Below are 22,110 nucleotides of genomic sequence, written 5' to 3' on the forward strand. Positions count from 1 at the left end.
GGCCTGCGGCCGGTGCGTGACTGTTAGATCAGATATCGAGGAAGCGCACGTCAGAGGCGTTGCGCTGGATGAAGGAACGACGAAGATCGACGTCGTCGCCCATGAGGATCGTGAAGATCTCATCGGCGTCGGCGGCCTCATCGAGGGTGACCTTCTTGAGGATACGGTGAGCCGGGTCCATGGTGGTTTCCCAGAGCTCGTGGTCGTTCATTTCGCCCAGACCCTTGTAACGCTGGATACCACCTTCCTTGGGCAGGCGGTGATTAGCTGCCTGACCCGCTGCGAGGAGCTTGTCACGTTCCTTATCTGAGTAAGCGAATTCGTGCTCGGCGTTCGTCCACTTGATGCGGTAGAGCGGAGGCATTGCGATATAGGTGTGGCCCTGTTCGATCAGCGGTCGCATGTAGCGGAACAGCAGAGTGAGAAGCAGGGTTGCGATGTGCTGACCGTCGACGTCGGCGTCGGCCATGATAACGATCTTGCCGTAGCGGAGCTTTTCAAGATCAAAGTCTTCACCGATACCGGTACCGAACGCTGTGATGAGTGAGCGGATCGTGTCAGAGGACAGCGCGCGATCGAGGCGAGCCTTTTCAACGTTCAAGATCTTGCCTCGGATCGGCAGGATCGCCTGGTGTTCGGGGTCGCGACCACCAACGGCGGAACCACCTGCGGAGTCGCCCTCGACGATGAAGATTTCGCACTCTTCAGCCTTGCGCGAGGAGCAGTCACGAAGCTTGCCCGGCATGGACGCTGATTCAAGGACACCCTTACGGCGGGTAGCTTCGCGAGCCTTGCGGGCTGCGACGCGTGCCTGCTGCGCCTGCTGACCCTTGTTAATGATCGCCTTCGCGTCTGCGGGGTGAGCATCGAACCAGTCGGTGAGCTGGGAATATACCTGCTGCTGAACGAAGGTACGTGCCTCGGTGTTGCCGAGCTTCGTCTTCGTCTGGCCTTCGAACTGCGGTTCGGTCAGCTTGATCGAAATGACGGCTGTCAGTCCTTCGCGGACGTCATCGCCGGTCAGATTGTCATCCTTCTCTTTGATGATTCCCTTATCGCGACCGTAGCGGTTCACAATGGTCGTCAGCGCCGTGCGGAAGCCTTCTTCGTGCATACCGCCTTCGGTCGTGTTAATCGTATTCGCGAAAGTGTGGACGCTGGACGAGTAGGCTGTGGTCCACTGCATCGCAATCTCGACACTCATCGTGCCTTCATCGTTTTCCGATTCGAAGTCGATGATGTCATTGTTGATCGTTTCGATCTTCTTCGCCGAATCCAGGTATTCGACGTAGTCACGTAGACCGTGTTCGTACATGTAGGTGACCTGACGGTGACCGGGAACCGGATCGTCTGCGGGACCCATTTCATCGCCGGTGATCTCGTCGCCCTCATCAACAGCGGTGGGGCGCTCATCGGTCAGCGAAATACGCAGACCCTTGTTCAAGAAGGCCATCTGCTGGAAGCGCTGACGCAGGGTCTCGAAGGAGAACTCGGTGGTTTCAAAGATATTTGGATCCGGGTAGAACGTCTGTGTTGTGCCCGTCTCGGTGGTTTCTTCGCCACGTTCAAGCTTCGTGATCGGCGTACCGCCGTTGGCAAAGGACATCCGCCATGCATACCCCTGACGACGGACAATCGTGTCGACGCGGGTCGACAGCGCGTTCACAACCGAAATACCGACGCCGTGAAGACCACCGGACACCGCGTATCCGCCACCGCCGAATTTGCCACCGGCGTGCAGGATGGTCATGACAACCTCAACCGTGGGCTTACCTTCGGTCGGGTGAATATCAACGGGAATACCTCGACCGTTATCTTCGACGCGAAGACCACCATCGGCAAGAATTGTTACTTCGATGTGATCCGCATATCCAGCTAGAGCTTCGTCAACAGAATTATCGACGACCTCGTAGACCAGGTGGTGCAGACCGCGCTCACCGGTTGAACCGATATACATACCTGGACGCTTACGAACCGCCTCAAGCCCCTCCAGAACGGTGATGTCTGAAGCACCGTAGCCTTCAGCCCCGCCTGTCGTCTTTTCGTTGTCAGCCACGCGGCTCCCCTCATACAAGCTGGGCCTGAAAAACCCAACGATTTAACGCATTAATTCTACCAAAAATGACCATAAAACCGGGGAAACTCACGCCGTGACAAAGGCAATGAAATATCTTCTGACCTGCGAATATAGGTATGTGACCAGTCACACCCTCACCGTGATAAGAAACAGACAACCATCGACGCGCACACCATAAAAAACACGTGTATTTTCCGGTCGCATCATCGTCACCTGATCCGGCCCCAATCAGCCGTATGTATCGCGCGGACCCCGGCCTCGTACCGACAGCGGACCTTTCTTCCACGAAGGCGCCACCGGCCCCAAAACCACAACCTGTTCCACCACGCCACTACCGACAACCTCGCTGATGCGACGCAGAATTCTGGGGAGCAATAACTGCAGCTGTTTCGCCCACGCCGTTGACGTACAGCGCACAACAATCTTCTTGCCTTCGAAGCTTTCAATGTGCGTGTGCTCGGCAATATTCGGACCAACAATCTCGGGCCAGCGATTCGACACCGACGCAATCTGGATCTGATTCGACCAGCTGTTATCCTTCACAAACGAACTCAGGATCGAATCAATACGCCCAGACCGATGATACGAGCGATGCATGGCCGCCATGCCCGGTGTCTTTACCCACACCTCTGGGCGATGGCGCTGAGCCTGAACAATGCCACTCAAGTCGCCGGCTTCAGCCATCTTGTCGCTGAAATCAGATTCGGCTGATAGATCTGCCTGACCACGAGACATATCCACCGCGCAATCTTCATTCGCGCCAACAAGTGCCCCCGGAGTCGGACCTTTCACTCCTTGCATGACGAACGTGGGCACGGGTGAACGCGTGAAACCTCGTGCGCGCGCATCCATCTGAGCACGCGCCAAGGCCGCTGCCAGGAAGTCTTCTTCGGGCTCGTTCATTCTTGGACTTCCGAGCCGTTGTCGACCGACCACGCCACTTTCACAACGTGTGCATCCAATTCGGGAGGAATATCGCCCTCAACAGCAGCGGTGATTAGCACCTGATCCGCTTTATCCATACGCGTGGTGAGTCCAGCTCGCCGTTTCGTATCAAGTTCGGCGAACACATCGTCGAGGATCAGAATCGGGGTTTCACCGTCATCAGCCAGAAGATCAAAAGCTCCAAGACGCAGAGCCAACCCCACCGACCAGGATTCGCCGTGGGACGCAAAGCCCTTCACAGGCATATGTCCAAGACACAATGACAGATCATCACGGTGAGCACCCACAAGGTTCACTCCCCGCTCCATCTCTTGATCCTGAATACGTTCTAAGGCGGCCAACAGACGCTGAGTCTGCGCCTCAACATTCTCCAAGTCGGCGCTTGTCGGATCGTCCGGATTCGTCCCGATTTTTCGGTCGATTGACGCATCCATCGCCAAAACCAAGTGGCGAGGAGAATCGGCAACATCGTCATATGCCGTTGCCACGGGATCAGACAATCGACGAACAAGAGATGCTCGCATTGCCGTGACCTGGCTGGACAATTCAGCGAACCGCTCATCCCACACAGACAGCGTTGAAATATCTGGGATGCGACCCCGTCGCAATGCCACCTGCGCCTGCTTCATCAACGCAGCCCGCTGGCGCGCCACTCTGTCAAAATCAGACTTCGTCTGCGAATACAGGGGGTGAATCTGAACCGCAATATCATCAAGAAATGCCCTGCGTACGCTGGGATCTCCACGAACAATCTGCAAGTCCTCGGGTGCAAAGACAACCGTACGAACGAGACCCAGAATGTCTTTCGGCTTCACGTTCGTGCGATTAATTCGCGCCCGATTTGCCTTGCCACGCACGATCTCAAGCTCAAGAACCTGGGAGCGATCGTCTTCCAAGGCTGTCTTCACGCGGACAAACGCTCCAGCCGGCGGGCGCTCCTCGACATCTAACGGAATACGAACCAGCGAGGACTCCGCAGACACCCTGTGCGAAGAAAATGTCGACAGGTAAGCGATAGCCTCAATGAGGTTTGTTTTCCCCTGACCGTTGGCGCCAAGAAAGACCGTGGGACCAGCCGGTAATTCAATGACGACGTGGCACCATGATCGAAAATCATCAAGCGCGACGTGCGAGACGCGCATGAAGATCAGGCACCGAAGCGAATCGGCATCAACAGGTAGCGGAACTGCGTCACTTCGCCTTCATCCACCTTCGACTGGCCGGTCATCACGGCGGGCTTGGTCGGGTGAGTGAAACCGAAACGAACAAAATCCGTGTCGAGAACGCCCAGGCCATCAAGCAGGAACTGCGGATTGAACGCGGTCGCAATATCTTCACCATTCAGGTGAGCTTCAATTGCTTCGGATGCCTGAGCGTTATCTCCCTGACCGGCTTCGAGAACCAGCTGACCATCCGAGAAAGACAGGCGAACCGAGGTCTTGCGCTCTGCAACCAGCGACATACGCTTCACAGCTTCAAGCAGTTCGTGGCGGTCGCACACTGCGGTGATCGGCGTAGATTCAGGGAACAGGCCGCGAACCGGCGGGTAATCGCCGTCCATCATGGTCGACGTGGTCCGACGGTTCGACGATGCGAAGCCAATCAATGAGGCTCCGCCCGCAACCATTTCATTAGACAGACCAATTTCGACCTTGGCATCCGACGTCATTGACTTCGAAACATCCTGAAGAATGCGAGCCTTCACGAGGGCAACCTGTTCGATCGAAGTATCGGCAGGCTCCCAATCAAGTTCACGCATTGCCAAACGATAACGATCAGTGGCAAGCAAGGTCATGTGTTCGCCGTCGATTTCCATTCGAACACCGGTCAGAATCGGCAGAGTGTCATCGCGCGATGCGGCAATAGAAACCTGGGAAATAGCCTGTGTCAGAACCTCGGAGTCAACGGTTCCCGCAAGCGGTGGCTGAAGTGGAAGCAACGGATATTCATCCAAAGGCATGACAGCAAGCGTGAAGTGCGAAGAACCACATCGCATATTCACCTTCTGACCATCAAGTTCAATGGTGACTGGCTTATTCGGCAACGATTTGGAAATGTCTGCCAGCAGGCGACCTGAAACCAGAACTTCGCCTTTTTCTTCCACATTGGCCGGAATACGCGAATTAGCGGAGACTTCGTAATCGAATGATGAAAGGGTCAGTTCCTCATTGTCTGCATGAATACGCACACCGGCAAGGATGGGGCTAGCTGGGCGAACAGGCAGGGCGCGAGCAGTCCAAGACACTGCCTCAGAAAGAACGTCTCTTGCGACGGTGAACTTCATGCCGGCCTCCAATTAAAAACTCGGTCAACGTACGTACGACACATGCCTCGCCATTCTACCTGTATGCACTACAACTATTCACCTAGAAAATATTTTGTTGTGAATAACTATCGTCTGACACTTTTTATCGTTGTTTGATTACCCATAATTCACCGCGTTCAACGCAATAGATTCCAATTGACTCGTTCAACGTGAATCCACAAGGTGGCACGCTCACATCTGTTCGGTTGATTTTTTCGCTACGCGTTTTTTAAAAGGAACCTTCATCATCAGTGTTGTGTACACAGTGGAGAACTATGTTTTTCGTTGGAATATAGCCACACTGATCGTGGATAGAGCTGAGTACGATCGTGTGAATGACACAGGAGCAGTTGTGGATGAAAAATGACTGGTTTTTGTCATTCACACGTAAGCCCACTCCATCATCAGCAAATGACACGTTTTCCACTGTGTCATTCACACCGAGGAAAGCTCTGATATGTGATGTGCAGTGACGGCAGGCAGGTATAGCTCCGCCCTTCGACATCCTTGAAGGGATACAGACTTCGAATAGGGTGACCGCGATAGGTCGAGTCGTCAGTTTCCGCCTCGCGCTACCTTCTTAATACGGTTCGTCAATTCAGTGACGTCGTTATAGACCTCGCGACGCTGTTTCATTTGTTCCAGGATCTTCTTATTTGCATGCATGACCGTCGAATGGTCACGGTCGAATGATTGACCGATCTTTGGCAAAGACAATTCGGTGAGCTCGCGACAGAGATACATAGCGATCTGACGTGCCTCGACAATCGCGCGACTGCGATCAGTTGAACACAGCTGGTCGATAGTGACGTTGAAATACTTTGCACACTGACCCATGATCAGCGGAATAGTAATTTCAGTGTCGTCGGGGTCAGAGATGTAGTCCTTCAAGGTCATCTCTGCCAACGCCAGGTCAATCTTCTCGTGGTAAAGGTTCGCATACGCGACTACGCGAAGGATGGCACCTTCGAGCTCACGAATATTCGACGAAATACGTTCAGCAATATACGTGAAGATTTCAGGGTCAATATCCAGATTTTCGTCTGCGGTCTTCTTCTGCAAGATCGCAATACGCGTTTCCAGATCTGGTGGCTGAACATCAACCAGCAGACCCGATCCGAAGCGTGACCTCAAACGTTCCTCAATGCCTTCGAGGTGCTTGGGCTGAACGTCCGAGGTAATGACGATCTGCTTATTGGCCTGATAGAGAGCATTAAACGTATGGAAGAAACCTTCCATCGTCTGCTCCTTCTTAGAAAGGAACTGAATGTCGTCGATTAATAGCAGGTCGAGTTCACGGTATCGACGGTGGAATTCTTCAACGGCCGAGTTATTGGGGTTGTTGACACGAATTGCATTGATGAATTCGTTGGTGAATTCCTCGGATGATACGTAGCGGACCTTCTGGTTTGGGTAGAGCGACAGCGTGTAGTGGCCGATTGCTTGCAGAAGGTGTGTTTTGCCCAGTCCGGATTCGCCGTAGATAAACAGCGGGTTGAAGTCAGTTCCCGGAGATTCCGAAACGGCGACAGCTGCCGCGTGAGCGAAGCGGTTCGACGGACCAATAACGAAGGTATCGAATGTGTGTTTTGGATTCAGCCTGGTTGACGAGGTATCGAGTGCGCGATCGGTTGATTGAGGCGCAACGTATGAGAATCGCTTGGGATCGTGCTCTTCAAACGAAGAATCTGGGAAGTCATTGATGGCTTCAACGCCGTCGAGCTGTCGAAGTCGTTCTTCTGCCGACGGGTACGAAAAGCTCTGTGCATAGGTGGGTGTATCGCCGGTCTGGTGGTGCCCCGCGCTGGGTACCTCATTGGTAGTTGGTTGATTATCTTCGGTTGACGAGGCCACCTCTACGTTCTTCGCCTGATGCTCTTTTTCGTCGGCGGTTTCTGGCAGTTCCATGTCCGGGTCAACGGTAATGGCGATCCTGGTGCGTTTTCCAAAGGTCTGGGACAGAGCATCCGTCACGCTTGACGATGAGCGTTCAATCCAGTTCTTCGTGAAGTCATTGGGAACGGACAGAAGAATTGTGCCTTCGATATTGCCCAAAGGACGTGTGGATTGAAGAAATCCCATGCCTGCGGGACCAAGACCTGTCTGAGCAAGTAACTCCAATGCTTGTGTCCAAGCAGCATTCAACGATGGAGTTTCCACAATCGATCCTTTAAATAGTGCGAAGTTGCGTGAGGTCTATCACCGAATTATGCCCCTCATTGAGCAGTGGTGACGTCGCTACTCTACTTGTCTTGTGAATAATTCACAGCCTGTGGATGAAGTTGTGGATAAGAATCTTTAAATCACATATTTGTAGTTACAAAAGTGTCAGCGCGTAGTTCCGCCAAAGAATCGACGTTCACGCTAACGAAAAGAAATTCATGTGATTTTCATTTGTGGAAAAGTTATCCCCAAGGTATTCCACAGTTGTGGATACGGGGACTTCGTCACAGACGGCGCTATCACATTGACTGATAAAACCTGAACTTCTAACCTGGATATCTGTCTGTGCCCACGCAAAAGGGCGCGCAAGAGGTTCCTGCGCACAACGAGTGCGGTGGAACCTGAACCAATACAACCGACAAGTTGAGTGCCAGCGGTGCTGGTGCTCGCCGCCAAGGAGAACAGCTGTGACCACCAAGCGGACTTTCCAGCCCAATAACCGCCGTCGTGCCAAGACGCACGGTTTCCGTCTGCGCATGAGCACCCGCGCCGGCCGCGCCATTCTGGCATCGCGTCGCCGCAAGGGTCGCGCAAAGCTGTCTGCCTGAGACTGCACTGGTGTTGCCTCGCGCACACCGGATGGTCGATCCAGGCGATTTCCGCTCAACCTTTCGACAGGGTAAACGGGCCGGAGATCGAGTCCTGATTGTCCACGCTCGAACCGACGAGGGTCAGTTGAACTCCCTCGTCGGTTTCGTCGTACCCAAAAAGGAAATCAAACTGGCCACGGGACGCAACCGTGTGAAACGACAGCTCCGGCACCTCATGCGCGATCGGCTCGACACTCTGCCCGACGGTTCACGCATCGTCGTTCGAGCAAGCTCCCAGGCCCTCGGCTGTACATCAGACGAGCTCGCTACACACTTAGACTCGGCTCTTCACCGCGCCTGGAAGAAGTGGGACGCTCGATGAGTGCGCGGCCTCGTGAACTAGTAAGGCGAATCTTCACCTACCCGATTCGTTTCTACCAGCGGTATATTTCGCTCAGAATCGCACCACGATGCCGATATACACCCACCTGCTCGGCATATGCGCTCCAAGCCATCGAAATCCACGGAGTTGTCAAAGGCATCATCCTTGGCACCTGGCGACTCCTTCGATGCAACCCTTGGAGCCACGGCGGAGTCGACTACGTCCCCGAAGTTGGACGCTGGAAACCAGAGCCATGGGTACCACCAGAAGATTGGGCCGGTAACGCAACCGACATCGTGCGACCCGCCCCCATGGGTATGAGCGACGAATACGCTTCGTTCACCACCCCCCAGAATTTCCCGGCATCCGCCGGACGACCGAAGGACGCTTTCAGCGTCCGCACTTCTTGAAGGAGCGCGCATGTTTGACAAGATCCTTCACCCCTTCGCCATAGCGGTGGCGTGGGTATGGGTGAAGATCCACGATTTCCTTGAGCTGATCGGATTCTCATCCGGTTCGGGTGCAGCCTGGGTGATTTCAATCGTCCTGCTGACCCTGATCGTTCGTATCCTGATCGTGCCGCTGTTCCTCAAGCAGATTAAGAGCTCGCGCGCCATGCAGGCTGTCCAGCCTGAAATGCAGCGCATCCAAGCCAAGTACAAGGGCAAGACCGACCAGCTGTCACGTCAGAAGCAGGCCGAAGAAACCCAGGCTCTCTACAAGAAGTACAAGGTCAGCCCCTTTGCTTCCTGTCTGCCACTGCTGGTCCAGATGCCGATCCTGTTCGCCATGTACCGCGCCATCTACGCGGTCAAGGACCTAGCAGCCGGCACCTACAAGTACGCCAACATCGAAACCGACCACCTCGGTCCGATCACCCAGGCAGTCGCATCCGACATCAACGGATCGACCGTTTTCGGTGTCCCGCTGTCGCACACCATTACTTCCGGTGATGGCACTGTTGCCGTCGCCGTCTTCGTCATCGCGATCATCGTGATGGTTGGCCTGCAGTTCTACTCCATGCGCATGTCCATGGTTCGCAACATGCCGCCGGCAATGGATCCGAACAACCCGATGGTTCAGTCGCAGAAGTCCATGCTCTACGTCATGCCACTGATGTTCGTGTTCTCTGGCGCCTTCTTCCAAATGGGCGTTCTGGTCTACATGCTGACCGGTTCCTTCTGGGCACTCGGTCAGTCCTTCTGGACGATCAAGGTCATGCCGACCCCCGGCTCACCGGCCTACAAGGAGCTCGTCGCACACCGCGAAGCACGCTACGCCGAATGGGCAAAGCCCTTCTTCGCTTCCTACGACGAAGCACGCTCTGCCCTGCCCGCAACAGCTGACAACGCCGAGGTTATCGCTCTGAATGAGAAGACCTTCGCTGAAGCAGCTTCGAAGGCCAAGGCTCAGAAGGTCGCCACCGACTTCCCCGAAACCATGAGCGCCGGCGAAAAGGTCTCTGTCCTGCGCAACCTGTCCATGCAGGAATGGACCACGCTCCCCGACGAAATGTGGATGCGTAGTGTCAAGGATGCAGCCTCTAAGGCCAATGAACGTCGCGCCCAGCAGGAAAAGCGCGAGCAGGCTAAGAAGATGTCCCGCGAACAGCGCAAGGCACAGTCTGAACGCAATCGTGCTCGCGAAGAGCGCAAAGCCGCTGTCTCCGACACTTCCGGCCTGTCAGCCGATGAGCTCGAGCGCCGTCGTCAAGAGCGTCGCAAGGCCCGCCGCCAGTCCAATAAGAAGAAGCGCTAAGGGATACGAGGCCCGGCCCGTTTACAGATACCCAGTTTTGTCCGGGTGGCCGACCTCGTGAATAGCGCATCGCACCCAAGCTGAAAAATTAAGGGAGAACCACATGAGTGAGAAGACCAAGTCTACGATTGAGCGCCTCGAAGAAGAGGGCGAACTCGCAGCCGACTACCTGGAAGAGCTGCTGGATATCGCTGACCTTGATGGCGACATTGAGATCGACGTTGAGAATGATCGCGCAAGCGTCGAGATCATCTCCGAAGAGTCCGCTACACTCGAACGCCTGGTTGGTGAAGACGGCGAGGTCCTCGACGCACTTCAGGAACTGACCCGTCTGGCAGTTCAGACCGAAACCGGTGAACGTTCGCGCCTGATGCTCGACATTGCTGGCTTCCGCGCCGACCGCAAGGCCGAACTGCAGGATATCGCGATGGAAGCAATCGCACGTCTGCGCGCCACCGGCGTCGCTCAGAAGCTTGACCCGATGAACCCCTTCGAGCGCAAGGTCTGCCACGACGTTGTCGCCACCGAGGGCCTGCGTTCCGAGTCCGAGGGTTCCGAACCCCACCGTTGTGTTGTCATCCTTCCCGCCGATGAATCCGACCAGATTGAAGAGAGCGACGCCGAGTGAGCGAACTCGACATTTCAGCTGATCAGGGCGAGTTTCATGACCCGCTGAAGCGCAAGGTTGGCGATCCATTTATCCCGGAACAGCCCACCGATGAGGTACGCGAATTCTTCGGACCGGCTTTTTCTGACGTCGAAGAATACGTCCACATGCTCGAAGAAGAAGGCGAAATTCGAGGACTTGTCGGTCCGCGTGAGATGCCTCGACTCTGGTCGCGCCACGCTGTCAATGCAGCAGCTGTTCTCGACTTCCTTCCCCGCTCGGGGCAGATTCTCGACATCGGTTCGGGCGCGGGACTTCCCGGTATCATCATCGCGATCTGCCGTCCTGAATTGGATGTCCACCTTGCTGAACCCATGCAACGTCGTTGCGAGTGGTTGAGCGATGTCATTGACCACCTAGCATTGGACAATGTCACTCTGCACCAGGTGCGTGCCGAAGAACTGCGTGGCAAAGGCCAGGCTGACGTGATCACCGCACGCGCGGTCGCCAATATGTCGAAACTGATCCGCATGACAACGAAGCTCATTGCTCCGGGTGGATCACTGGTCGCTTTGAAGGGGCGCCGTGCACCCATCGAAATTGATGAGGCAGCCAAGGAATTGAAGAGCCATCATCTGCGCGCTCAAATCCACGAGGTTCCTTCCATCATGGAAGAAGAATCTACATACGTGGTTGTCTGCAAGCGTCAGAAGTAGGCTCTGGGTGTGGCACCGTCGTTAACGCTGTGAGGCTTTGGCTCTCGACACGTGGGCTGTGGCGCCTAGCGTCTGTCGTTCAATTTACCTATGGTCGCCCGTAGACTTTCATAGGGTGTTCGCCTAGAACTCGTTCTAGGGCACGCATCCGTTGATAGCAGTTTCAAGAGAGGATCTCAGATGAGTTCAGGTAAGCGGAGTGATACTCCCCTGCTTTCTCAGATCGAACAGAATATGCACGATCGTAAGATCCTGGATGCTGCTACCTTCGGTCGCCCCTCGAAGACTCGCGTCATCGCTGTCGCTAATCAAAAGGGTGGCGTTGGAAAGACAACATCTGCCGTTAACATTGCTGCCAGTCTTGCATTGGGTGGCCTGTCGGTTGTCGTCATCGATGCCGATGCTCAGGGCAATGCATCAAGTGCGCTCGGCATTGAACACCCCGCAGGAACACCGTCTACGTACGACGTTCTGATTGGTGGCACTCCCCTGGCCGAGGTCCTTCAGCCGTGCCCTGATATTGAAGGGCTTTTAGTGTGCCCGGCGACGATTGATTTGTCAGGTGCAGAGATCGAACTGGTTGATTTACCGTCCCGCGAATTTCGCCTAGCCGACGCGGTTAAGCATTTCCTTGCAACGTCGCGCGATGTTGATGTCGTCTTGATCGACTGTCCCCCGTCGCTCGGTCTTGTCACCCTGAATGTCATGGTTGCCGCCCACGAGGTCATGATTCCGATTCAGACCGAGTATTACGCTCTTGAAGGACTCTCACAACTCTGGACCACCATCGACCGCATTGCCTCTGACCTGAATCCGAAGCTCCACGTTTCCACGATGCTTCTGACAATGATGGATAAGCGAACGCGACTCAGCGAAGAGGTTGAAGCTGAGGTTCGTACCCACTTCCCCGCTTTGACGTTGCAGACGGTTATCCCCCGCTCCGTTCGTATTTCCGAGGCTCCTTCATACGGTCAGACCGTCGTTACCTACGACCCGCGTAACACCGGTGCACTTGCGTATCGCAAGGCCGCTTTGGAGCTCAGTTTGCGTCTTGCTCAGCAGAGCTAACCGGGGGTTTTTGGGGTAGTTTTTTGTTTACCTGCCCCATTTCGACGTGGTCAAATAGCCTTTGACCTGCGATAATAATAGTTGTTCTATGTGTGCCGGATGTTGGCCTTAGAGGTTGTTTCACGCGAAACAATCACGTTGCAATGTGCATCGTTGTGCACTTCTGGATGCCTCTGCTTCCAATGTTTCACGTGAAACATTGACGATGATTACCTGTTCTCTGCGTGTACGAAGAACGCTATTCATAGCTAACAAATACTCACTGAAGCTTTCCACAACCCCGTGCTGCGAGATATGCGCATCGATGTTTCACGTGAAACAATGAAACATAAACTCGTCACGGAGGTTAATGATGGCAGATAAGAAGTCGACCACAGGTGGCCGTCACTCAGCATTGGGTAAGGGGCTCGGTGCTTTGATTCCAAATCAGATTGATACTCAATCGACCGAGTCGTCATCCCCCAGTGTTCCATCAAATCCTCTCGATGTGTTCTTCCCCGCCCGTCCGGCTGGTCAAGCTCCTTCAGCGTCACGTAAACGCGGAGGTTCAGCAGCGTCTCTTCTGAATCCGAAGACAACAAAGTCCGCTTCAAAGACGACGAAAAAAGCGTCTTCACGGATTAAAAAGGTTGAGGCGTCCACGTCTGTTTCGCCAGCAGAAAGCCTTGAGGAAAACGTAAAAACGCGTTCGAGTGCCACGAAAGCGCGTTCAACTCAGTCGAAATCGGAGCCGCGTAGACTGTCCCCCATTGCCGATGCTTTCGATAAACACAGTGCTCAGGAATCGAATCAGCAGCTGGATCAGCATGATTTGTCGTCTGATGAAGCGAATGTTTCACGTGAAACATTGGATAACCTCGTTCCGGTTCCAGGTGCAACATTCGCCGAAATTCCGCACGATCTAATCGTTCCGAATACCAGGCAACCTCGTGAAGTTTTCGATGAAGATGATCTTGCCGAACTTCGCGACTCGATTCGTGAGGTCGGTGTTCTTCAGCCGATCGTTGTGCGTCCGATTAACTTTGACGCTCCGATGACTGAGCGAATGCAGGAGTTTCTTGCAGAGAAGCCGAATGCTCGTTTCGAACTCATCATGGGTGAAAGGCGTCTTCGTGCGTCCGAGCTAGCTGGTCTTGAGGCAGTTCCGGCAATTATTCGCCAGACGGAAGACTCCGATCTTCTGCGCGATGCGCTCTTGGAAAACCTTCATCGTGCGCAGTTGAACCCGCTGGAAGAAGCATCTGCATACCAGCAGCTGATGGCCGACTTCGGCACAACTCAGGAAGAGCTTTCGAAGAGAATCGCACGGTCTCGCCCGCAAATTGCGAACACAATGCGACTGTTGAAACTACCCCCATCGGTTCAAAGCAAGGTTGCCGCGCAGACTATTTCTGCTGGTCATGCGCGTGCATTGCTCGCATTGAATAGCCCTGAAGAGATGGAATCTCTTGCTCAACGTATTATTGCTGAGGGCCTTTCGGTGCGCACAACTGAAGAATTGATTCGCTTGGGACGGGTAAAAGCTCAGACGGGTCCTACACGCAGGCGCGAAAAGATTGTGTCTGCTCTTGGGCAGGCGGTGATTAGCTCTTTGTCAGATGTCTATGAGACTCGGGTAACGATCACGGAAGGCGCTCGTAAAGGCAAGATCGTGATTGAGTTTGCTGGAGAAGAAGATCTCCAACGTATCGCGGACCTGATCGCGGAACAGAAGCGGTAACGTTTCTGGCGTTGTCCTGCTTGGAATACGCTCTCTTCGGGTCGTCGTTGCCTGGATCGGTAGTGCACACCATTCCGTAAAGTATGCATAATCGCCTCCTCTCAAACCCTGTAATGAGCCGTGCTTTCGGTTCAATTGCGCGGTTTCTGACGGGTGTTCACTATGTGGCGTGTCTTTCGACACGAAAGTGGTTAATCGGAAGTCAATCGGAAACAATAGAGACACCATCACGAGCACTAGGGGGTCGCATGTCGCAACAGCAGACACCACATGTCGCCCTATTTGACGTTGGTGGAGTACTGGTTGAATCTCATCCCGAGCCTCAGCGTGTGGCCGAGATCCTCGGACAGACCGACGATGCTTTCGTTTCCCTTGTTGACCAAGCAATGTGGGCACACCGTGCCAGCTATGACGAGGGGTGTTCGGATCGTGAATTCTGGGATCGCGTAGCAGGCGACTGCGGTGCACCACGGATCACCGATGATCAGATTGCTCAGTTGGTTGCGTACGATTCGATTCGAATGCACGACGCCGTCGAACCGGCCGTTCAGATTATTCGTGAACTGGAAGAAAACGGCATCGTCCTAGGCATTCTTTCAAACGCGCCTTTCGCTATTGCTGAAGAAATCCGCGTCACTGCATGGGCACAGCACTTTGATGACTTCGTATTCTCTTGCGAGGTTGGTTCCGCGAAGCCTCATCGCTCGATCTACCGTGAAGCTATCGAACGTTTTGACGTGGACGCTGAAGATGCTGTTTTCATCGACGACCGCAAGAAGAACGTTCGTGCCGCGGAGCTTCTGGGAATGAAGGGCCTGCTCTGGGAAAATGCATCCCAGGCGCGTGCGGATCTTCATGCTCTGGGGATGCTGAAGTAATCTTCAATTTGTTGCGAAATTCCAATGCTTAGCGTCGGTTGAATCGAACTTTTCCCAATTCTTCACGAGCATTTCTGTTGATGAGCACGTCATTGTTTCACGTGAAACATCATCACATACTCCAGTGACCGGACCGCACATTGCGATGCGCAATCCGGCCACTGTTTTAAGTGAAACCCTATTCGGTCTGGCCGGCCTCGTCGTCATAGGAAGCGGAAGGGTCGACCTTGTCTTCGATGATCCGAACATGACGGCCAGTGGCAACGAACTCAACGATGCGCGTGCACAGTTCAGCGAAGGAACCGTCAGCGTTGGCGGCCTGGGGGAGTAGCGACGTATCCGTCATACCCGGCGTGACATTAGCATCGATGAACCAGCAGGTGCCTTCATCATCGACAACGAAGTCGATACGTGACAGGTCGCGTAGACCGAGGATCGTGTGTGCCTCGACGGCTGCTTGGCGTAGAACATCGAGCTGTTCCTCGGTGAAGCGGGCGGGCACAAAGTACTCGGTTTCGTCCGTTGTGTAACGCGCTGCGTAGTCGTAGCGACCACCATCGGTCGAAATCTCAACCGGAGGGAGAGCCACCGGACCGTTTTCCAGATCGACAACGGAAACTGCGATGTCACGGCCCTTGATGAGTTCCTCGACCATGATGTGCTCACCGTAGGCGAAGGCATCGACCATCGCGCTACGGAGTTCTCCAGGGTCATGAACTGCGGAGAGGCCAAGAGCAGAACCGCCGTCGGTCGGCTTGATGATGACGGGGAACTGAGTCTGTGACTCGATAGCATCGAGAACCTGGGAGGCGCCGATTTGGCGGAAGAGGATCTGGGGAAGTGAAACCCAGCCGGGTGTTACCAAGCCAGCCGAACCGAGCAAGGACTTAGCTGTCGGCTTATTCGACGCGAGCATCGCCTGCACGGATGAGGAGCCGACGAAGGGGATGCCGATTGCCTCGAGCAAAGTCTGTAAAGAACCGTCTTCGCCGATGGAGCCGTGGACGACGGGCCAGATGACGTCGGGTGCGAACTCGTCAATGACGCTGGTCAGCTGGTGATCAACGTCGGCAACGTGCACGGTATAGCCGGCCTGGGTGAGGATGTTTGCGACTCGGCGTCCAGAGCGAACCGAGACGTCGCGCTCATGTGTGAGGCCGCCAGCAATGATGAGGACCTTTAATGCCACGGGATTACTCCTTAGTAATAGTGGTATGCCGATGTGTGGATGCGCGACGATGCGCCGAAGTATTTATGCAGGTCAGAGTGCGTTTGGTGCGGGTGCTACGCCTGGGCCAACGTCATCGATGTTCCGACGGTGGAAGCCGGCACCGAACATGTCGACCAGTTCCTTCTCTGCGTTCACGACGGTGGCAAGTCGCCTGACGCCCTCGCGAATACGCTCGGGAGTCGGGTAGCAGAAGGAGAGGCGCATGTGGTCGGCGCCTTCGCCGTTGTAGTAGAACGCGGTGCCGGACACGTAGGCAACCTGGGCGCGAACTGCGCGAGGGAGCATGGACTTAGCGTCGAGGCCCTCGGGGAGTGTGACCCATGTGTAGAAGCCGCCGTCGGGATGGGTCCACTCGCAGTCTGGCATGAATTCCTCGAGGGCGTCCATCATGGCCTGGCAACGTTCGGCGTACATGGCGCGGAACGTCTTGACCTGTGAATACCAGTCGTAGCTGGACAGGTAGTCGGCGATAGCCATCTGGCCGATCATCGAGGGGGAGAGGATCGCGGATTCGGATGCGAGAACCAGCTTGTCGCGGATGGCGTGTGGTGCGTAGGCCCAGCCGATGCGGAAGCCCGGGGCGAACATCTTCGAGAAGGAGCCGAGGTAGACGACGCCTTCGGGGGAGAAGCTCTTCAGTGCCGGCATGGGGTCGGAGTGGAAGCCGAGCAGACCGTAGGGGTTGTCTTCCATGATGAGGACGCCTTCGCGCATGCAGATCTCGGTGATTTGCGGGCGACGTTCCAGCGACAGGGTGACACCCATCGGGTTGTGGAAGTTCGGGATGGTGTAGAGCATCTTGATGGTGCGACCTGATGCGCGGACCTCGCGGATGACGCGTTCTAGTTCGGTCGGGATGATGCCCTTGTCGTCCATGGGGACGTGCGCGATATCGGCCTGACGGGCACGGAACACGCCAAGTGCACCAACGTACGATGGTGCTTCACACAGAATGACGTCGCCCGGATCGATGAAGAGTTCAGTCATCAGGTCGAGAGCCTGTTGCGACCCGGTGGTGATGACAACGTCGTCGGGATCAGCGCCGACGATTCCGTCGTAGCTCATGACTTCGGTGATGCGCTCGCGCAGAACTTCCCAGCCTTGACCCGAGCCGTACTGCATAGCCTGGGCACCGTGCGCTGAGATCAGGCGCTTCGCTGATTCAGCGAGCTGGTCGAGGGGGAGGTCCTTCAGGTTCGGCATGCCACCGGCAAGGGAGACAACTTCGGGTCGTGAGACGACGGAGAACAGTGCGCGAATCTCGGAAGCTCGCAGGTTGTGAGCTCGCTCTGCGTAGGCGTTAAACCACGGGTCGAGTCGGTTTCCCTGCTGATTGCTGTCCGGATTCTGCGCTTGCGTGCTCACTGGACCTTCCTTCTCTTGGTTTGGTTGCTCATCGCGTGGATGCGGTGAGCCAGCGTTGTATGGTCGTGACCGAGGCAACACTGGTTCTTAGTCTGCCACTATTGAGTGCCACATAGTGAATAGGGCGGGCGGTTATGGACAAACGGGGGAGTGAAGCGTCGCTTAGAAGCTAAGCGCCACGAGTACCAAGGGTAATCATCAAGGATGAGGGGTACGAGGCCGCGTCCACCAATGAGGCGCACAGCTTCAGCAGGCGCGGGCAGCCTCGTTCTTCTTTTCTGCTGAAGGTGAGCACGACGAAGCGGATTTCATAACGAAATGATTCCGACGAAGAACAACACGACAAGTGGATGACAGAACGCAAACGTTTGCGCTAGGATCATTTCATCCAGCGTTAAACGTGGGCATTGTCGCCCATAAATACGCTCTTAACCCCTCAACCTCTTTACCAAGGTGGTTCCATGAGCATCGCAGTCATCGGTTCGAACAACACTGATCTGATCACGTACATCACCCGCATGCCCGTCGAAGGCGAAACCATCGAAGCCCTCGACTTCGAGATCGGGTTCGGCGGAAAAGGATCAAACCAAGCAATCGCAGCCGCAAAACTCGGCACCAAAGTCACGATGGTGACCTGCGTTGGTGACGATGCGTTCGGTGAGACCTACCTGCAGAACTACCGAAACAACGACATCGACACCTCGTTTGTGAAGCAGGTTCACGGAACATCCGGCGTTGCCCCGATCTTCGTTGACCAGGAATCACATAACTCCATCATCATCGTCAAGGGTGCGAACAAAGGTCTGACCCCGGAGGACCTTGAAGAGGCCGCCGACGCGATCAGTGAATGCTCACTGATTGTTCTTCAGCTGGAAATCGCGTTCGAAACCGTGAAGGCTGCAATCGCTCTGGGTAACCGTCTTGGTATTCCGGTTCTTCTTAACCCCGCGCCCGCAACGAAGGAACTCGACTTGGCGCTCGCGGCGAAGTGCCAGTACGTCATGCCCAACGAGACAGAGCTCGAGCTACTGACCGGACTGCCGACGTCCACCGACGATGAGGTTCGTGTTGCAGCGCAAGTCCTTTTGGATGCCGGATGCACAAACGTCATCGTCACGCTCGGGTCTCGAGGAGTCTGGTGGCTCTCCGCTGACGGGGGAGACGTTCGCTTGGAGCAATTCCCGGCGAAGGCGATTGACACAACCGGCGCGGGCGATGCCTTCATTGGGTGTTTCTCGCACTGTTTGTCTGAGGGGCTCAACGAAGCCGAAGCTCTGGAACTGGCAAACGCATACGCGGCACTGTCGGTGACGGGTCGCGGTACTCAGAAATCCTACCGTGATGCGCAAGAGTTCTCTGCCTGGCTTTCCGAGGTCGGATCTAACCTAGCAACATCGCGGGTATTTGGGCTTTGATAACGATTGCACAACATCATGCGAAGAAGGTTGCTTCGTGTGTGCTGTGCAATATACCATCGAGCATGTTCGTACGAACGATCAGATGGATAGCTGTCTATTTGGTCGATCATTCGCGCATGACATACCGCTAATGATGGCGGTGTGATGCAACGAAATGATCCACGCACCTCGTGTGCAACGATCCTCATCAATGTGGATGTGAATCTCAAGGAGTCAACATGAAGTCTCGTATTGTAGCCGCTAGTGCAATCGTTCTCACTTCAGCACTTGCACTTGCAGCGTGCTCCGGTGGTGCGGGTGATACTGCAGCCTCCGGCGCAGCAAGCGGATCGGGTGACGGCGACTACACGATCGCCATCGTTCCTAAGGACGCCACCAACCCGTGGTTCGTCCGTATGGAGACCGGCGTTCAGAAGTACGCAGCCGACACAGGCATGAACGTGTTCCAGAAGGGCCCATCGGAAACTGACGCCACGATGCAGGCGCAGGTCATCCAGGACCTCATTGCGCAGGGCGTTGACGCAATCGGCGTCGTTCCGGTTGATCCGGGCGCAATTGAGCCCGCCCTCAAGGAAGCAAGGGATGCAGGCATCGTTGTTGTGACACACGAAGGTGCGTCGCAGGAAAACACGATGTACGACATCGAAGCCTTCAACAACGCCAAGTACGGCGCATTCATCATGGACAACCTTGCACAAGCCATGGGTGAAGAAGGCACCTACACCACGATGGTCGGCCACGTGACGAACGCTTCCCACAACGAATGGGCTGACGGTGCAGTTGCACGTCAGAAGGAGGCCTACCCGAACATGACCCTGCTCGAGGCAGAACCTCGTGTTGAGTCTCAAGACAACGGCGAAACCGCCTACCAGGTCGCCAAGGAAGTTCTCAAGAAGTACCCCGAGATTAAGGGCATCCTGGGCACCTCCTCGTTCGACGCTCCCGGCGTTGCACGTGCAATTGACGAACTTGGCCTGAAGGACAAGGTCTTCACCGCAGGTACCGGCATGCCGGCAGCCAACAAGGAAATCCTCGATAAGGGCCTCGTTGCAGCACTGACCCTGTGGGATCCGGCAGATGCTGGCTACGCAATGGCAGCACTCGCCACCAAGATCCTGAACGGTGACAAGATCACTGACGGTGTCAATCTGGGCGTCAAGGGCTATGAAGAGATGCACTTCTCCGAGGGTTCCGACAAGGTTCTGGAAGGCAACGGCTGGATCCAGATCACCAAGGACAATGTCGATAGCTTCGGCTTCTGATAGCTCCTCAGCATCGGTGCTGGGCAAAGATGCCCAGCACCGATGCTGTTGAAGCACTGAAATCGCGATCGCGTATCTCTATGCGCTAAATGCGGGCTGGAAGGAATCGATTTATGACAACGCCGCTTATTTCAGTGAAGAACATCAACAAGTCTTTTGCTGGTGTGCACGCTCTTCACGACATCAATCTTGACATCGCTCCCGGTGAAATCCACTGTCTTGCCGGCGAGAATGGCTGCGGAAAATCAACGCTTATTAAAGTTATTTCTGGTGTCCACGAGCCCGACTCGGGAACCATCGAAATTAACGGAAAATCTTGGACCAAGATGACGCCGCTCGAAGCGATCGACGCGGGCGTCCAGGTTATCTATCAGGACTTCTCCGTCTTCCCAAACCTGTCGGTTATGGAAAACCTTGCTATGACGACGGAGGTCGCAGCCGGACGAAAGCTCGTTAATTGGAAGCGATTGAGGAAGATCGCTGAAGAAGCAGTTGCCAAGATCGGTTTCAATGTCGACCTTGATGCGCGCGTCGGCGACCTTTCGGTTGCTGACAAGCAGCTGGTCGCCATCTGCCGTGCACTCATGTCAGACGCCAAGCTCATCATCATGGACGAGCCCACAACGGCACTGACGAAGAACGAGGTCAACGCCCTCTTCAAGATCATCTCCGATCTGAAAGCACGCGGTATTGCGATCCTCTTCGTTTCGCACAAGCTCGAAGAAGTTTTCGAAATCTCCGAACGCTTCACGATCCTGCGCTCCGGCGAAAAGGTCATCACCTGCGACTCATCCGAACTCGACCGTCACAAGTTCGCTAAGTACATGACGGGCAAGGAATTCGACGAAACTCGCTTCGAAGCATCAACCCTGACCGAAAACCCCGTCCTTGAGGTCAAGGATCTGGGCTCAGAAGGGGCTTTCGAAGGCGTGAACTTCTCGCTCCACGGTGGCGAAATCCTGGGTATTACGGGTCTGCTCGGCTCTGGCCGTACCGAACTCGCTCTTGCACTGTTCGGCGCCCTGCCCACGAATGCCGGATCGATCGCCATCAACGGCAAGACCGTCACCCTGAAGTCCATCCAAGACGCTATCGATGCTGGTATCGCACTGGTCCCCGAAGACCGACTGACAGAAGGTCTCTTCCTGTCACGCTCCATCGGCGAAAACATTGTCATCTCAGAAATGGACGAATTCGCTGGCGCACTCGGTGTTCTCGATAAGAAGCGCATCGCCGAAGAAGAGAAGCGTTGGGTCAAAGACCTCGAGGTCGCGACCCCCGATCCTGACAACGCGGTCTCCACTCTCTCCGGTGGTAATCAGCAGAAGGTCGTTCTTGCCAAGTGGCTTGCAACGAAACCGGATGTCCTGATCCTCAACGGTCCGACGGTCGGCGTTGATATCGGTTCCAAGTACACGATTCACTCCATCCTTCAGCGCCTCGCACGCGAAGGCATGGCCATCGTCATCATCTCTGACGACATCGCGGAAGTTCTGACGAACTGCTCGAAGGTCCTCATCATGCGTGCTGGCCGAATCCGTGAATCGATCGACCCCGCCCAGACATCCGAAGCCGAACTCGGTGAACTGATGTCGCGTGACGTTGCTACTCAAGGAGCGTGATGA

General features: G+C 55.1%; 19 protein-coding genes. 12 read left to right on the forward strand and 7 right to left on the reverse strand.

Annotated elements, in window-relative coordinates:
* Positions 1-28 precede the first annotated feature (28 nt).
* The 5 genes from gyrB to dnaA all read right to left on the reverse strand — a co-directional run bounded on the left by gyrB (position 29) and on the right by dnaA (position 7,448).
* Positions 29-2,056 (reverse strand): DNA topoisomerase (ATP-hydrolyzing) subunit B, encoded by a 2,028-nt coding sequence (gene gyrB / locus QP442_RS01870; RefSeq protein ID WP_006680598.1) that lies wholly within the window; start codon positions 2,054-2,056, stop codon positions 29-31.
* Between the two features lie 249 nt (positions 2,057-2,305).
* A complete protein-coding gene (locus QP442_RS01875; RefSeq protein WP_006680597.1) occupies positions 2,306-2,980 on the reverse strand; it encodes a DUF721 domain-containing protein in 675 nt (224 codons plus the stop codon).
* Positions 2,977-4,164, reverse strand: coding sequence for a DNA replication/repair protein RecF (gene recF, locus QP442_RS01880; protein ID WP_006680596.1), 1,188 nt, complete (start codon positions 4,162-4,164; stop codon positions 2,977-2,979). Before recF ends, QP442_RS01875 begins: the two co-directional genes overlap by 4 nt.
* Before the next feature lie 5 nt (positions 4,165-4,169).
* Positions 4,170-5,306: a DNA polymerase III subunit beta gene (dnaN, locus tag QP442_RS01885; protein ID WP_285069535.1), complete on the reverse strand. Its 1,137-nt coding sequence runs from the start codon at positions 5,304-5,306 to the stop codon at positions 4,170-4,172.
* 576 nt (positions 5,307-5,882) lie between these two features.
* Positions 5,883-7,448, reverse strand: a complete 1,566-nt coding sequence (gene dnaA / locus QP442_RS01890; RefSeq protein WP_424133815.1) for a chromosomal replication initiator protein DnaA — start codon at positions 7,446-7,448, stop codon at positions 5,883-5,885.
* Between the two features lie 509 nt (positions 7,449-7,957).
* Here dnaA and rpmH point away from each other — a divergent pair.
* The 9 genes from rpmH (at position 7,958) to QP442_RS01935 (ending at position 15,209) form a co-directional block, all read left to right on the forward strand.
* Complete coding sequence (rpmH, locus tag QP442_RS01895; RefSeq protein ID WP_101628105.1) at positions 7,958-8,098, forward strand: 50S ribosomal protein L34; 141 nt, start codon at positions 7,958-7,960, stop codon at positions 8,096-8,098.
* A gap of 31 nt (positions 8,099-8,129) precedes the next feature.
* Positions 8,130-8,462 carry a ribonuclease P protein component gene (gene rnpA / locus QP442_RS01900; RefSeq protein WP_218840465.1) on the forward strand — a complete coding sequence of 111 codons (333 nt, stop codon included), beginning with the start codon at positions 8,130-8,132 and terminating at the stop codon, positions 8,460-8,462.
* Positions 8,459-8,872: a membrane protein insertion efficiency factor YidD gene (gene yidD / locus QP442_RS01905; RefSeq protein ID WP_285069536.1), complete on the forward strand. Its 414-nt coding sequence runs from the start codon at positions 8,459-8,461 to the stop codon at positions 8,870-8,872. The genes rnpA and yidD overlap by 4 nt, the downstream gene beginning before the upstream one ends.
* A 10-nt stretch (positions 8,873-8,882) precedes the next feature.
* Positions 8,883-10,220, forward strand: a complete 1,338-nt coding sequence (gene yidC, locus QP442_RS01910; protein ID WP_006680590.1) for a membrane protein insertase YidC — start codon at positions 8,883-8,885, stop codon at positions 10,218-10,220.
* Between the two features lie 103 nt (positions 10,221-10,323).
* A complete protein-coding gene (locus tag QP442_RS01915; protein WP_103632873.1) occupies positions 10,324-10,848 on the forward strand; it encodes a Jag family protein in 525 nt (174 codons plus the stop codon).
* On the forward strand, positions 10,845-11,543 hold the full coding sequence (gene rsmG / locus QP442_RS01920; RefSeq protein ID WP_006680588.1) for a 16S rRNA (guanine(527)-N(7))-methyltransferase RsmG: 699 nt from the start codon (positions 10,845-10,847) through the stop codon (positions 11,541-11,543). Before QP442_RS01915 ends, rsmG begins: the two co-directional genes overlap by 4 nt.
* A gap of 180 nt (positions 11,544-11,723) precedes the next feature.
* Positions 11,724-12,611 carry a ParA family protein gene (locus QP442_RS01925; RefSeq protein ID WP_006680587.1) on the forward strand — a complete coding sequence of 296 codons (888 nt, stop codon included), beginning with the start codon at positions 11,724-11,726 and terminating at the stop codon, positions 12,609-12,611.
* Between the two features lie 352 nt (positions 12,612-12,963).
* Positions 12,964-14,331 (forward strand): ParB/RepB/Spo0J family partition protein, encoded by a 1,368-nt coding sequence (locus QP442_RS01930; RefSeq protein WP_103633009.1) that lies wholly within the window; start codon positions 12,964-12,966, stop codon positions 14,329-14,331.
* Between the two features lie 248 nt (positions 14,332-14,579).
* On the forward strand, positions 14,580-15,209 hold the full coding sequence (locus QP442_RS01935; protein ID WP_006680585.1) for an HAD family hydrolase: 630 nt from the start codon (positions 14,580-14,582) through the stop codon (positions 15,207-15,209).
* Between the two features lie 178 nt (positions 15,210-15,387).
* Here the strand turns inward: QP442_RS01935 and QP442_RS01940 are convergent, their stop codons facing one another.
* Positions 15,388-16,398, reverse strand: a complete 1,011-nt coding sequence (locus QP442_RS01940; protein ID WP_103632875.1) for a D-alanine--D-alanine ligase family protein — start codon at positions 16,396-16,398, stop codon at positions 15,388-15,390.
* Positions 16,399-16,470: 72 nt separating this feature from the next.
* Positions 16,471-17,805, reverse strand: a complete 1,335-nt coding sequence (locus tag QP442_RS01945) for an aminotransferase-like domain-containing protein (protein WP_103632876.1) — start codon at positions 17,803-17,805, stop codon at positions 16,471-16,473.
* Positions 17,806-18,266: 461 nt separating this feature from the next.
* Here QP442_RS01945 and rbsK point away from each other — a divergent pair, with 461 nt between their 5' ends.
* From rbsK to QP442_RS01960, 3 genes are all read left to right on the forward strand, one after another.
* The gene (gene rbsK / locus QP442_RS01950; protein ID WP_006680582.1) at positions 18,267-19,220 is read left to right on the forward strand and encodes a ribokinase; all 954 of its coding nucleotides are present in this window, start codon (positions 18,267-18,269) and stop codon (positions 19,218-19,220) included.
* A 221-nt stretch (positions 19,221-19,441) separates the two neighbouring features.
* Positions 19,442-20,485 (forward strand): autoinducer 2 ABC transporter substrate-binding protein, encoded by a 1,044-nt coding sequence (locus QP442_RS01955; protein WP_103632878.1) that lies wholly within the window; start codon positions 19,442-19,444, stop codon positions 20,483-20,485.
* A gap of 113 nt (positions 20,486-20,598) precedes the next feature.
* Complete coding sequence (locus QP442_RS01960) at positions 20,599-22,107, forward strand: sugar ABC transporter ATP-binding protein (protein WP_006680580.1); 1,509 nt, start codon at positions 20,599-20,601, stop codon at positions 22,105-22,107.
* Positions 22,108-22,110 lie beyond the last annotated feature (3 nt).

It is taken from the genome of Pauljensenia sp. UMB1177, assembly GCF_030217965.1.
Lineage (GTDB): Bacteria > Actinomycetota > Actinomycetes > Actinomycetales > Actinomycetaceae > Pauljensenia > Pauljensenia turicensis_A.